Origin of the sequence: Streptomyces sp. SID486, from assembly GCF_009865385.1 — a bacterium.
In the GTDB taxonomy this organism is placed as follows: domain Bacteria; phylum Actinomycetota; class Actinomycetes; order Streptomycetales; family Streptomycetaceae; genus Streptomyces.
Map to the genome: position 1 here is coordinate 15,469 of NZ_WWJT01000708.1, position 12,675 is coordinate 28,143.

Genomic DNA, 12,675 nt, shown 5'->3' on the forward strand with positions numbered 1-12,675 from the left:
GCCGGAGCCCGCAGGGCCGCGTCCGGCGAGGTCAGACGGTCACCGGGAGCGCGCCCACGCGGTCACGCGGTCTCCGTACACGGCGGCGGCCACGACGGCGACGGCGTGCACGAGCAGCCCCGGGCGCCGGTTGCCCGCCACGACGGCCGCCCCCAGCGCGGCCCCGAGGGCGTGCGCCCCCGTGTCCCCGATCATGGTGCGCCCGCCGAGATCCTCCCGCAGCACGGCCGCCGCGCCGCCCACCGCGACGGCGGCCAGCTCCCCGCCCGGCCCGTTCCGCAGCAGCCCCGGCGCCGCGAGCGCCAGCACCGCGCCGAGCGCCCTGCCGGGCCGTACGTCGACCAGGTTGACGAAGTGCGCGGCCCCCGCGATCACGACACCCGCGAGCAGCCTGTCCACCGGCCGTTCCTTCAGCAGCGCGCCCGCGACGAGCCCGGCTGCGGACACTCCGAACAGTTTCACGGCGCCGCTGGTCACCTCGCCGTTCCGCAGCGCGCCGAGATGGGCCCGGAAACCGCGGCGGTGGTCGCCGGCTACGTCGTCGTACGCCCCGCAGGCTCCGGCGGCCAGCACGGCGAGCCCGGCGCCGGGGTGCGCCCGGGCGGCGGCGACCGCCGTACCCAGCGCCACGGCGGGCGCCGCGCACAGTTCGACGGTCCGCCCGGCGTGGTTCTTCCGCTCCCAGCGCGCGGGGCCCCCGGGCGGGTGGGCGCGCAGCAGGGCGAAGCCGGCCCGGGTGAGCGCGGCGGACAGCAGGAGGGAGCCGGACTTCCGTGTGCCGATCATCCGGCCACCCTAGGGTCTTTCACTCGGATCAGACCGGATCAGGCCGGACCAGGCGGCCTGGGGCCGTGCATCGCATGGCGGAGGAGTGCGGGACGGCGGGCCATGGCAACCGACGACAACGCCGCGAGGCGCGGTGCGGGGCCCGGCGAGCCCGGCATGATCCGGCCGAGGGGCCCCTGCGTCTCGCGACGGCCCCGTCGGACGAGCTCGCGACAGCCCGCCGTGGGAAGGGCGACAGCCCGCCGTGGAGAGGGCGACAGCCCGTCGCGGGGGGGCGACAGCCCGCCGTGGAGAGGGCGACAGCCCGCCGCGGGGGGGCGACAGCCCGCCGTGGAGAGGGCGACAGCCCGCCGCGGGGGGCGACAGCCCGCCGTGGGGGGTGACAGCCCGTCGTGGGGAGGGCGGGACTGTCGCGGCGGCCCCGGGTCCGCGCTAGAGGTCGGCCCGTGCCGTCGCCAGCAGTTCCTCCGCGTGGGCGCGGGCCGTCTCGGAGTCCTCCTGACCGGCCAGCATGCGGGACAGCTCGCGGACGCGGTCCTCGCCCTCCAGCACCTTCACGCCGGAACGCGTGACCGACCCGTCGTCGGTCTTCTCCACCAGCAGCTGGCGGTCGGCGAACGCGGCGACCTGGGGCAGGTGGGTGACCACGACGACCTGCGCGGTCCTGGCGAGCTTCGCCAGCCGCCGGCCGATCTCGACCGCCGCCTTGCCGCCGACACCGGCGTCGACCTCGTCGAACAGGTACGTCGGCACGGGATCCGTGCCCGCGAACACGACCTCGACGGCGAGCATCACCCGGGACAGCTCACCGCCGGAGGCACCCTTGGCGATGGGCCGCGGCGGGGCGCCCGGATGCGGGGCGAGCAGCAGTTCGACCTCGTCCACGCCCGCCGGGCCGTAGGCGACCCGCCGGCCGCCGACCTCGACGCCCTCGTCGTCCTCGGTCTGCCGGATGTCGAAGGACACGCGCGCGTGGGGCATCGCCAGCGAGGCCAGCTCGGCGGTCACCGCGGCGGCGAACCGCTCGGCGGCCTCGGCCCGCGCGTCGCTCAGCGCCTGCGCCAGACCACCCAGCCCGGTGCGCAGCGCGTCCCGTTCGGCGGTCAGTTCACCGATCCGCTCGTCGTCACCGTCCAGCTCGGTGAGCCGGGCGGCGCCCTGCTCGGCCCAGGCGAGGACGGCGCCGACGTCCGCCCCGTACTTGCGCGTCAACGCGGTCAGCGCGGCCCGGCGCTCCTCGACGGCGGCCAGCCGCAGCGGGTCGGCGTCGAGATCGTCGGCGTATCCTGCCAGCTCACCGGCCACGTCACCGAGCAGGATGCCGATCTCACCGATCCGGTCGGCGAGCGCGGCCAGCGCCGGATCGTGCGACCGCACGGCCTCGACGGCCCGCTGGGCGCCCGCGACGAGCGTGGCGGCGTCGATCCCCTCGGGATCCTCGGGGTTGCCCGCGAGCGCGGCGTGCGCGACCGTCGCCGCGGACGCCAGTGCCTCGGCGTGCCCCAGCCGCTCGGCCTCCTCGGCCAGCTCCGTGTCCTCACCGGCCCGCGGCTCCACGGCGGCGATCTCGTCGAGCCCGTACCGCAGCAGGTCGGCCTCCTGCGCCCGCTCACGGGCGCGCGTGGTGATCTCCTCCAGTTCGGCGGAGACGGCCCGCAGCCGCTTGTACGCCTCGGTGTACTTGTCCAGCGGCACGGTGACGGCGTCACCGGCGTACCGGTCGAGCGCCTGCCGCTGCCGGGACAGCTTCAGCAGCCCCTGCTGGTCGGTCTGCCCGTGCACGGCCACCAGGTCGTCGGCCAGCTCGGCGAGCAGCCCCACGGGCACGCTGCGTCCTCCCAGGTGCGCCCGGGAGCGGCCCTCGGCGGAGACGGTGCGGCTGATCAGCAGGGCCCCGTCGTCCAGCTCGGCGCCCGCCTCCTCGGCGCGCACGACGGCGGCGGCGCCGGAGGGCACGGTGACCCGTCCCTCCACGACCGCCTTCTCGGCTCCGATCCGCACCAGCGCCGGGTCGGCCCGGCCACCGAGCAGCAGCCCGAGGCTGGTGACCACCATGGTCTTGCCCGCACCCGTCTCACCGGTGACGGCGGTGAACCCCGGCGACAGCTCGACGACAGCGTCGTCGATGACCCCGAGCGACCGTATCCGCATCTCCTCCAACACGGAACAGACCATACGAGGTCCGGGGTGGCGAGCGCACATGGCCCGCCCGTGTCACTCCGAGGAGTGGTGCGGCGCTCCCCGCCACCCGGTGGTGGGCAGCGCGAACTTCGCCACCAACCGGTCGGTGAAGGACGAATGGTGCAACCGGGCCAGCCGCACCGGCACGGCACCCCGCCGCACCTCCACCCGCGCGCCCGGCGGCAGCTCGACCGTCCGCCGCCCGTCGCACCAGAGCACGCCCGGCGGGATGTGCGGCAGCACCTCCACCGCGAGCACCGAGTCCGGGGAGGTCACCAGCGGTTTGGCGAACAGCGCGTGCGCGCTGATCGGCACCATGAGCAGTGCCTCCACCTCCGGCCAGACCACCGGCCCGCCGGCCGAGAAGGCGTACGCCGTGGAACCGGTGGGCGTGGACAGCACCACCCCGTCGCAGCCGAAGCCGGTCACCGGCCGCCCGTCGATCTCCAGGACGACCTCCAGCAGCTTCTCGGCACCGGCCTTCTGCACGGCCGCCTCGTTCAGCGCCCAGTCGGTGTGCACGATGTCGCCGTTGCGGTGCACGACCACATCGACGGTCATCCGCTCCTCGACCTCGTACGACCGGGCCACCACCCGGTCCACCACCCGGTCGAGGTCGTCCCGCTCGGCCTCGGCGAGGAAGCCGACGCGGCCCAGGTTGACGCCGAGCATCGGCACGCCGGAGGCCCGCGCGAACTCCGCCCCGCGCAGCAGCGTGCCGTCGCCGCCCAGCACGATCAGCAGTTCGCACCCGTCCAGGCACTGCGGAGTCGCCTCCTTGACGAGGCCCACCTCGTCCGGCAGCGGCAGGTCGCGCGCCTCCTCCTCCAGCACCCGCACCCCGATGCCGTGCCGCAGCAGGCCCTTGACGACGAGTTCCGCGCTGCGGATCGCCGCGGGCCGCCCGGTGTGGGCGAGCAGGAAAACAGTACGCGCCAGGTTCTGTGTCAACGCGGCCCCTCCGCCACTGCACGTTCGACGTCGGCCGGGTCCACCTGGGGTGCCCCCGCCCGCAGCCAGAGAAAGTACTCGACGTTCCCCGAGGGCCCGGGCAGCGGGCTGGCGGTGACCTCTCGGACCCCGAGCCCCAGTTCCCACGCCTTCTCGGCCACTCCCCGCACGGCCTCCGCCCGCAGCTGCGGACTCCGTACGACACCCCCGCTGCCGAGCCGCTCCTTCCCCACCTCGAACTGCGGCTTCACCATCATCACCAGATCGGCGTCCGGCGTCACGCACCGCTTCAGGGCCGGCAGCACCAGCCCGAGCGGGATGAAGGACAGATCGCCCACGACAAGATCCACAGGTTCCCCATCGATCGCCTCAAGCGTCAACTCGCGTACGTTCGTACGGTCCTTGACGGTGACGCGTTCATCGCTCTGGAGAGACCAGGCGAGCTGGCCGTAGCCGACGTCCACCGCGACGACGTGAGCGGCGCCGGCGCGCAGCAGGACGTCGGTGAAGCCGCCGGTGGACGCGCCGGCGTCCAGGGCGCGCCGGCCCTCGACGACGAGCCCCCGTGGCACGAAGGCCGCGAGCGCGCCGGCGAGCTTGTGGCCGCCCCGGGAGACGTAGTCGGGATCGGCGTCGTCGGCCTGGACGACGATGGCCGCCGCGGTGTCCACCTGGGTGGCCGGTTTGGTCGCGACGGTCTTGCCGACGGTCACCCGCCCGGCGGTGATCAGCTGGCTGGCGTGCTCGCGCGAGCGGGCGAGCTTCCGGCGGACCAGCTCCGCGTCCAGACGGCGGCGTGCGACTCCTGCCACGTTCGGTTCAGCTCCTGTTCCCGTGCTGTGCTGGGGGCGCCGGAGGTCCCGGGCGGGCGTCGAGCGCGGTGAGCGCGTCACGCAGCCCCCTGTGTACATCCTCGTACACCTCGACATGTCCGTCGGTGGCGAGGTGGTCGGCGTCGGCCAGCCGCTCCAGCCAGGCGTCCACCTCGGCGCTGCCGGTGGGGGTGCGCGGGACGTCGAGGGGGGCCGGGGCCGCGGGGTCGTGGCCGGTCTCCGCGACCGCCTCCGGGAAGGACCGGGGCCCCGCTCCGGCGGAAGGCCCGGACACGGCGTTAGCGAAGGACTCGGACACCGGTCCGGGCCCGGCACTCGCGAAGGGCTCGGACACGGCTTCCGCCGAGGACTCGGACACCGGCCCGGACACGGTTTCCGCGGAGGGCTCGGACACGGACTCGCTCATGCCCAGACGCTACCGCGAACCCCTGGGGTACCGTCGTGGGCGATGGCCACGATCGCGGAGTGCCGCGCCGCACTGGGCAAGTTCTCGGACAGCATGGAGGGCGCCGAGGGCGAGGCACGTGCTGCCGCCGCCCTGGACCGCTCGGTGAGCTGCCACGTCACGGACCTGGACGTCACCTTCGTCGGCCGGATGACCGGCGGCCGGATCGAGGTGGACGACACCCACCCCGGGCCACCCCGGGAGAAGGCGCGGATCAGGCTCGCCACCACCGGGGACGACCTGGTGGCCCTGGTCGACGGCGACCTGAACTTCGCGACCGCCTGGGGCTCGGGCCGGGTCAGGCTGGAGGCGAGCCTGCTGGACCTCTTTCGGCTCAGGAAGCTGCTGTAGGCGCACCCGGTCCGGCAGCCGTCGCCTGGGTGACCGTCAGGCGGCCGTGACCCGCTCCGCGCGGGCCTTGCGCGCGGCCGGCACCACCAGCGGTGTCCCCGTCTCCGGGTCGTCGATGACCTGGCAGCGCAGCCCGAACACCTCCTCGACCAGCCCGGCCGTGACGATGTCGTTCGGGGCGCCCTCGGCGATCACCGTGCCGCCGCGCAGGGCGATGAGGTGGCTGGCGTAACGGGCGGCGTGGTTGAGGTCGTGCAGGACGGCGACGAGGGTCCGGCCCTGGGCCTCGTGCAGCTCCGCGCACAGGTCCAGGACGTCGATCTGGTGCTGGATGTCCAGGTAGGTGGTCGGCTCGTCCAGCAGCAGCAGCGGGGTCTGCTGGGCGAGCGCCATGGCGATCCACACACGCTGGCGCTGGCCGCCGGACAGCTCGTCCACGTACCGCTCGGCCAGCTCCGCCACGCCGGTCTGCCGCATCGACTCCTGGACGACCCGCTCGTCCTCCGCCGACCACTGGCGCAGCAGGCCCTGGTGCGGGTAGCGGCCCCGGCCGACCAGGTCGGCGACGGTGATGCCGTCGGGCGCGATGGACGACTGCGGCAGCAGCCCGAGGGTGCGCGCGACCTTCTTGGCCGGCATCGACTGGATGGCCTGGCCGTCGAGCAGCACCCGGCCCTGGCTGGGCTTGAGCATCCGCGACAGCGCCCGCAGCAGCGTCGACTTGCCGCACGCGTTCGGTCCGACGATCACCGTGAAGGAGTTGTCGGGGATCTCCACCGACAGCTGCTCGGCGATGACGCGCTGGTCGTAGGCGAGGGTGACGTTCTCGGCGGAGAGGCGGTTCACAGTGCTCCTAGGGGTGTTCGTGTCCGTACCGCTCATATCCGGCCCGCCCGGCGCTCGGCGACCAGCAGCCACAGCAGGTAGGCGCCGCCGAGGACGCCGGTGACGACGCCCACGGGCAACTGGTCGGCGCCGAAGACGCGCTGGGAGGCCCAGTCGGCGGCGACCAGCAGGGCCGCGCCCATGCAGAGGGAGGGCACCAGGTTGGGGCCGGGCGAACGGGTGAGGCGGCGGGCCAGCTGCGGCGCGGTCAGCGCGACGAAGCTGACGGGGCCCGCGGCGGCCGTGGCCGCGGCGGTGAGCAGTACGGCGGAGACCATCAGCAGGAGCCGCACCCGCTGCACGCGCACCCCGAGCGCGTTGGCGACGTCGTCACCCATCTCCATCATGCGCAGACCGCGGGCGTTGGCGAGGACCACCGGGACCAGGACGGCGCACAGACCGAGCAGCGGCCACACCTGCTCCCAGTCCCGCCCCGCCAGCGTGCCGGTCATCCACACCACCGCGCGGGTCGCGTCGACCAGGTCGGCCTTGGTGAGCAGGTAGCCGTTGACCGCCGTCATGATGGCGTTGACGCCGATACCGACCAGCACCAGCCGGTACCCGTGCACACCCTGCTTCCAGGCGAGCACGTAGATGGCGAGTCCGGTCACCAGACCGCCGGCCAGCGCGCCCACGGTCACCTGGGCGGCGCTGCCGGACAGCAGCACGATGACGACCAGCGCGCCGGCCGTCGAGCCCTGCGACAGGCCGAGCACGTCCGGACTGCCGAGCGGGTTGCGGGAGACGGACTGGAACAGCGCGCCGCCCAGGCCGAGCGAGGCACCGACCAGCAGGCCGACGAGGACCCGCGGCAGCCGTAGTTCGTTGACGATGAAGTCCTGGTAGGCGGTGCCGTTCCCGGCGAGCGTCCGCAGCACGTCGGCCGCCGGGATCCTCGCGTCGCCGGTCCCGATCAGGGCCACACCGGCCGCGCCCGCGGCGGCCAGCAGCAGTGCGACGACGGCCAGGGCACGCGGGTCCAGGCGCACGGAGAGCCCGCCGGGCATGCGTACGGCGCGGCTCGTGGAGTGGGTCTTCACAGCTGGGCCGTCCTCCGCCGTCGTACGAGAAAGATGAAGACCGGCCCGCCGATGATCGCGGTGACGATGCCGACCTGGAGCTCGGCGGGGCGGGCCACGACACGGCCCGCGACATCCGCGCCGAGCAGCAGCACGGGCGCGAGCACCGTGGCGTACGGCAGGATCCAGCGCAGGTCGGGGCCGGTGAAGGAGCGCACCACGTGCGGGACCATCAGGCCGACGAAGACGATCGGACCGCAGGCGGCGGTCGCGGCGCCGCTCAGCACCACGGCGGCCAGCATGGCCAGCGCCCGGGTGCGGTCGAGGTTCGCGCCGAGGGCGCGGGCGGTGTCGTCGCCCATCTCCACGGCGTTCAGCGGACGGGCCAGCGCGAGCGCGAGGACCGTGCCGACCGCGAGGAACGGCAGCACCTGCGTGATGGTCGAGTAGCCGGCCGAGACCAGCGAACCCACCGTCCAGAAGCGCATCTTGCCCAGGGCGGCGCCGTCCGTGATCATCACCGCCTGGAGGTAGCCGTACAGGGCCGCGCTGATCGCCGTGCCGGCGAGCGCGAGCCGCACCGGGGTGGCACCCCTGCTGCCGCCGAGGAACCACACCAGTGCGCCGACCGCCGAGGCGCCCAGGAACGCGAACCACACGTAGCCGGTGAGGCTGGTGACGCCGAAGTAGGTGATGGCCGTGACGACGGCGGCCGAGGCGCCCGCGTTGATGCCGAGCAGGCCGGGGTCGGCCAGCGGGTTGCGGGTCAGCGCCTGAAGCACCGCGCCCGAGAGCCCGAGCGCGGCTCCGACCAGCAGGCCGAGGACCGTCCGCGAGAGCCGTTCGTCCACCACCACGTCGCCGTAGGTGCCCGTCTCGTGGAACAGACCGTGCCAGACCTGGTCCAGCGACAGTCCTTTCGCCCCGATCGCGATGCTCGCCAGAGCGACGAGCACCAGGAGGACGAACGAGAGCAGGAGCCCAAGGGCCCTGACCGCCTGGCGGGTTGGGGGCGCGGGGGCGGTATCCGCGCGCTGTTCCGGGGGACTGTCGACCAACACGAGGTTAGGTTAGCCTACCCTCGCACTCGACCTCGATCCCCGGTACGCGCGAGCCTCCCCGGACCCTCGCCCCAAGCCCTCGGCCCGAGCCCTCGGCCCGCTCCGAGCCCTCGGCCCGCCCGAGCGGACACCAGCGGACGGACACCGCTACGGACACCACGTTCGGACACCAGCGGCGGACACCGCTACGGACCCCACGGGCGGACACCACAGGCGAACACCACCGCCAGGGCGTCACAACCCCAGCCGGGCCAGCGCCTTCTGACCGTCCAGCGCGCACGAGTCGTCCCCCGCCGCCGTCCAGGCCGCCGCGCACAGGGCCCGCAGCCCGTCCATCGCCTCGCCGTCACCCGTCAGCTCCAGCCGGTCGGACCCGGCCGTCGCCGTCCAGCCGCCGCACCGGAAGCCGTCGTCCTCCCGGCCGACTTCGGGCTGCCCGGTGAGCAGCCCGCGCAGATCCGCGTCCACGTACGTCGGCCGGTGCCGCGGTGGCGCGGCCAGCAGCTGGACCCCGTCCGTCACGCCGGTCAGCACCAGCAGCGAGTCGACCTCGCCGTTGAAGGCACCCTCGATGTCCGTGTCCAGCCGGTCCCCCACCACCAGCGGGCGCTCGGCACCCGTCCGGATGATCGTCTCGCGGTGCATCGGGGGCAGCGGCTTGCCCGCCACCTGCGGCTCGGCACCGGTCGCGATCCGGACGACCTCCACGGCCGCCCCGTTGCCCGGCGCGATGCCCCGCCCGCTCGGGATCGTCAGATCGGTGTTGGACGCGTACCACGGCACGCCCCGCCGGACGGCGTACGACGCCTCCGCGAACCGGCCCCACGGCAGATCGGGGCCGCCGTAGCCCTGCACGACCGCCGCCGGGTCGTCGTCGGCCGACTCCACCGGCGTGAGACCGCGCTCGCGCAGCGCCACGCGCAGCCCCTCCCCGCCGATCACCAGCACCCGTGCCCCGGCCGGCACCTGCTCGCTGATCAGCCGCGCGACGGCCTGAGCGGAGGTGATGACGTCGTCGGCGCCCGCCGGTATCCCCAGCTCCGTCAGGTGTCCGGCCACCGCGTCCGGGGTCCGCAGCGCGTTGTTGGTGACGTACGCCAGATGCATACCCCCCGTCCGGGCGAGCTCCAGCGAGTCGACCGCGTGCGCGATCGCGTTCCCGCCCGCGTACACCACGCCGTCCAGGTCGAGCAGAGCCGTGTCGTACACCTCGTTCAGGGGCTGCCCGCTGCCCTCGGGGCTGGTCCTGACCCGCTGGCTCATGTCCACATCGCTCCTCGTTCACTCGCCTTTCCCCCGATCATCCCCCAGGCCACCGACACACGTACGATGCCGGGATGAACACAGCAGGTCACCCGGAGGCGACGCAGCGCCGCGGCCTGGAACTCATCCCGTTCCGAGGGCTCCGTTACGACCCCGACCGGGTCGGCAGCCTCGCTTCTGTCACTTCTCCTCCCTACGACGTCGTCGTACGGCCCGACGGCCTGCACCATCTCCAGTCGGCCGATCCGCACAACATCGTCCGGCTGATCCTCCCCCAGGCAGGTACCCCGAGCGCGCGCACCGAACAGGCCGCCGACACCCTCCGCCGCTGGCTGGACGAGGGCATCCTCACCGCCGACGCGGAGCCCGGCCTGTACGTGTACGAGCAGCGGGACGGCGACGGCATGCTCCAGCGCGGAGTGATCGGCACCCTGCGGGTCTCGGAACCCTCGGAGGGCGTGGTGCTCCCGCACGAGGACGTCATGCCGCCCGTGGTCGCGGACCGCGCCGCGCTGATGCGTGCCACTCGCGCGAACCTCGAACCGCTGCTGCTGACGTACCGGGGCGACGGCGCGGCCGCGGAGGTCGTCGAACGCACGGTGGAGAAACCTCCGCTGCTGGTCACGACCACCGAGGACGGCTTCCGGCACCGCCTGTGGTCCATCACCGACCCCGCCGATCTGGGCCGGGTGCAGACCGACCTCGCCGGCCGCCAGGCCCTGATCGCCGACGGGCACCACCGCTGGGCCACCTACCTGCGGCTGCGCGCGGAACACGCGTCCCCCAGCCCCTGGGACTACGGCCTGGTCCTGCTGGTCGACACCGCCCGCTATCCCCTGCGCGTGCGGGCCATCCACCGCCTGCTGCACGGTCTGCCGGTCTCCGACGCGCTGCGGGCGGTGGAGGGCCTGTTCCGGGTGCGGCGCCTCGACGTGCCCCTGGCAGGCGCCCTGACCGCCCTGGCGGAGGCGTCCCGCGCGGGCAACTCCTTCCTGCTGGCGGGCGACGGCGCTTTTCACCTGCTCGACCGGCCCGACCCGGATCTGCTGGCCCGCACGATCCCGGGGGACCGCCCGGCCGCCTGGCGTTCCCTGGACGCCACGGTCCTGCACGCCACGCTGCTCGAACACGTCTGGCGCATTCCCGAGGACTCCCCCGCCCACATCGCCTACATACACGACACGGCCGCGACGGTGGAGAAGGCCGAGCGCGACGGCGGTACGGCGGTGCTGATGCACCCGGTCCGCGAAGAGGTCGTACGCGACCTGGCCCGGCAGGGCGTGACGATGCCCCGCAAGTCGACGTCGTTCGGCCCGAAACCGGCCTCCGGGCTGGTGCTGCGGGCGCTGGAGATCTGACCCGGCCCGCGGTGCCCGCCGCACTGGGCTGTCCCACGGGGCTGCCGAACGGAGCCGGCCCGACGGAGCCGGACTCGCGGAGGCGGCCCGACCGAGCCGGACTCGCGGAGGCGGCCCGACGGAGCCGGACTCGCGGGTGACGGTGGGCGATCGGGCGACGGTGGGCGGGCGGCGGCGAGCACACGAGAAGAGGGCAGGCCCCGTGGGAGCCTGCCCTCTTGTCGTTGTCGGTGAGCGACGTCAGTCCTTGTCGCCGGCCTCCGGCGAGACCACCGTGTCGGCGTCAGCTGCATCGCGGTCGTCGGCGACGTCGGCGGCGTCGGCGGTGTCGGCGTCGGCGGTGTCGGCGTCGGCGGTGTCGGCGGTGTCGGCGGTGTCGGCGTCGGCGGTGTCGGCGTCGGCAGCCATGTCGGCCGCGTCGGCAGTAGCGGCCGGGTCGGCAGTGGCGGCGGGGTCGGCAAGGTTCGCCTCGTCCGTTCCGTCCTCGGCCAGGGCGTCGACGAACTCCACGCCGTCCAGCTCGGCGAGGCGGTCGGAGGCGTCGGTGCTGCCGTCCCGGTCGGCCTCTACGGCCTTCGCGAACCACTCCCGCGCCTCGCGCTCCCGGCCGGCGGCCAGCAGGGCGTCGGCGTAGGCGTACCGAAGGCGCGCGGTCCACGGCTGCACCGAGTTGGAGGCCAGCTCCGGGCTCTGCAGGGTCACGATGGCCGCGTCCAGCTGACCGATGTCCCGCCGGGCGCCGGCGGCGACGAGCCGCATCTCGACCTGACCGGCCTTGTCCAGCTTGTGCACCTCGGGGGCGCCGGCCATGTCCAGCGCCTTCTCCGGCCGGCCGAGCCCGCGCTCGCAGTCGGCCATCACCGGCCACAGCTCCACGCTGCCGGTCATCCGCCGGGCGGCCCGGAACTCGGCGAGAGCCTCGCTGTACTTCTGGCACGCGTACGCGGCGAACCCGGCGGCCTCACGTACGGCGGCCACGCGGGACGCGAGACGCAGCGCCACACGGGAGTAGCCGTAGGCGCCCTCGGGGTCCTCGTCGATCAGCCGGGCGACCATCACCAGGTTCTTGGCGACGTCTTCCGCGAGCGTCTTGGGCAGGCTCTGAAGTTCCTGCCGGACGTCCTTGTCGATCTCGTCACCGGTGACGTCCTCGGGGATCGGCAGCCGCTTGATCGGCTCCCGGTCGCGGTCGCGCTCGTCGCGGAAGCGACCGCCGCCACGCCTGTCGTCACGGCGGTCGTCACGCCGGTCGTCCCGCCCACGGAAACCGCCCGGCCGACCGCCGCGGTCGTCCCGACGGGGCCCGCGGGCACCACGGTCGTCCCGGCCCCGGAAGCCACCGCGCTCGCCGCCACGGCTGTCGTCCCGACGGAAGCCGCCCCGGTCGTCACGGCGGTCATCGCGGCGGTCATCGCGGCGGTCGTCACGACGGAAGGGGGGACGGTCGCCACCCCGGTCGTCACGCCGGTCATCGCGACGGAAGGCAGGGCGCTCGCCACCACGGTCGTCACGCCGGTCGTCACGACGGAAGGGAGGACGGTC

12 protein-coding genes are annotated in these 12,675 nt (G+C 74.2%); 2 read left to right on the forward strand and 10 right to left on the reverse strand.

Annotated elements, in window-relative coordinates:
- Positions 1 to 39: 39 nt before the first annotated feature.
- The 5 genes from GT045_RS33215 to GT045_RS33235 all read right to left on the reverse strand — a co-directional run bounded on the left by GT045_RS33215 (position 40) and on the right by GT045_RS33235 (position 5,025).
- Positions 40 to 786 carry a hypothetical protein gene (locus GT045_RS33215; RefSeq protein WP_161336467.1) on the reverse strand — a complete coding sequence of 249 codons (747 nt, stop codon included), beginning with the start codon at positions 784 to 786 and terminating at the stop codon, positions 40 to 42.
- Positions 787 to 1,218: 432 nt separating this feature from the next.
- Complete coding sequence (gene recN / locus GT045_RS33220) at positions 1,219 to 2,961, reverse strand: DNA repair protein RecN (protein ID WP_161290371.1); 1,743 nt, start codon at positions 2,959 to 2,961, stop codon at positions 1,219 to 1,221.
- 39 nt (positions 2,962 to 3,000) lie between these two features.
- Positions 3,001 to 3,918 carry an NAD kinase gene (locus GT045_RS33225; protein ID WP_161290369.1) on the reverse strand — a complete coding sequence of 306 codons (918 nt, stop codon included), beginning with the start codon at positions 3,916 to 3,918 and terminating at the stop codon, positions 3,001 to 3,003.
- Positions 3,915 to 4,730 (reverse strand): TlyA family RNA methyltransferase, encoded by an 816-nt coding sequence (locus GT045_RS33230; RefSeq protein ID WP_161290368.1) that lies wholly within the window; start codon positions 4,728 to 4,730, stop codon positions 3,915 to 3,917. The genes GT045_RS33225 and GT045_RS33230 overlap by 4 nt, the downstream gene beginning before the upstream one ends.
- Before the next feature lie 7 nt (positions 4,731 to 4,737).
- Positions 4,738 to 5,025 (reverse strand): hypothetical protein, encoded by a 288-nt coding sequence (locus GT045_RS33235; RefSeq protein WP_161336473.1) that lies wholly within the window; start codon positions 5,023 to 5,025, stop codon positions 4,738 to 4,740.
- A gap of 174 nt (positions 5,026 to 5,199) precedes the next feature.
- On the opposite strand from GT045_RS33235, the gene GT045_RS33240 reads away from it, so the two are divergent.
- A complete protein-coding gene (locus GT045_RS33240; protein WP_161290366.1) occupies positions 5,200 to 5,547 on the forward strand; it encodes a sterol-binding protein in 348 nt (115 codons plus the stop codon).
- A gap of 36 nt (positions 5,548 to 5,583) precedes the next feature.
- Here the strand turns inward: GT045_RS33240 and GT045_RS33245 are convergent, their stop codons facing one another.
- The 4 genes from GT045_RS33245 to GT045_RS33260 form a co-directional block, all read right to left on the reverse strand.
- Positions 5,584 to 6,429 (reverse strand): ABC transporter ATP-binding protein, encoded by an 846-nt coding sequence (locus GT045_RS33245; protein WP_202529247.1) that lies wholly within the window; start codon positions 6,427 to 6,429, stop codon positions 5,584 to 5,586.
- Positions 6,426 to 7,439, reverse strand: coding sequence for an iron chelate uptake ABC transporter family permease subunit (locus GT045_RS33250; protein WP_202529250.1), 1,014 nt, complete (start codon positions 7,437 to 7,439; stop codon positions 6,426 to 6,428). The genes GT045_RS33245 and GT045_RS33250 overlap by 4 nt, the downstream gene beginning before the upstream one ends.
- 29 nt (positions 7,440 to 7,468) lie before the next feature.
- Positions 7,469 to 8,512, reverse strand: coding sequence for an iron ABC transporter permease (locus GT045_RS33255; RefSeq protein ID WP_161336470.1), 1,044 nt, complete (start codon positions 8,510 to 8,512; stop codon positions 7,469 to 7,471).
- Between the two features lie 234 nt (positions 8,513 to 8,746).
- On the reverse strand, positions 8,747 to 9,775 hold the full coding sequence (locus tag GT045_RS33260) for an HAD hydrolase-like protein (RefSeq protein WP_161336471.1): 1,029 nt from the start codon (positions 9,773 to 9,775) through the stop codon (positions 8,747 to 8,749).
- 74 nt (positions 9,776 to 9,849) lie between these two features.
- Between GT045_RS33260 and GT045_RS33265 the strand changes: the two genes are divergently transcribed.
- Positions 9,850 to 11,133 carry a DUF1015 domain-containing protein gene (locus GT045_RS33265; RefSeq protein WP_161336472.1) on the forward strand — a complete coding sequence of 428 codons (1,284 nt, stop codon included), beginning with the start codon at positions 9,850 to 9,852 and terminating at the stop codon, positions 11,131 to 11,133.
- A 240-nt stretch (positions 11,134 to 11,373) separates the two neighbouring features.
- Here the strand turns inward: GT045_RS33265 and GT045_RS33270 are convergent, their stop codons facing one another.
- On the reverse strand, positions 11,374 to 12,297 hold the full coding sequence (locus GT045_RS33270; RefSeq protein WP_237539065.1) for a hypothetical protein: 924 nt from the start codon (positions 12,295 to 12,297) through the stop codon (positions 11,374 to 11,376).
- Positions 12,298 to 12,675 lie beyond the last annotated feature (378 nt).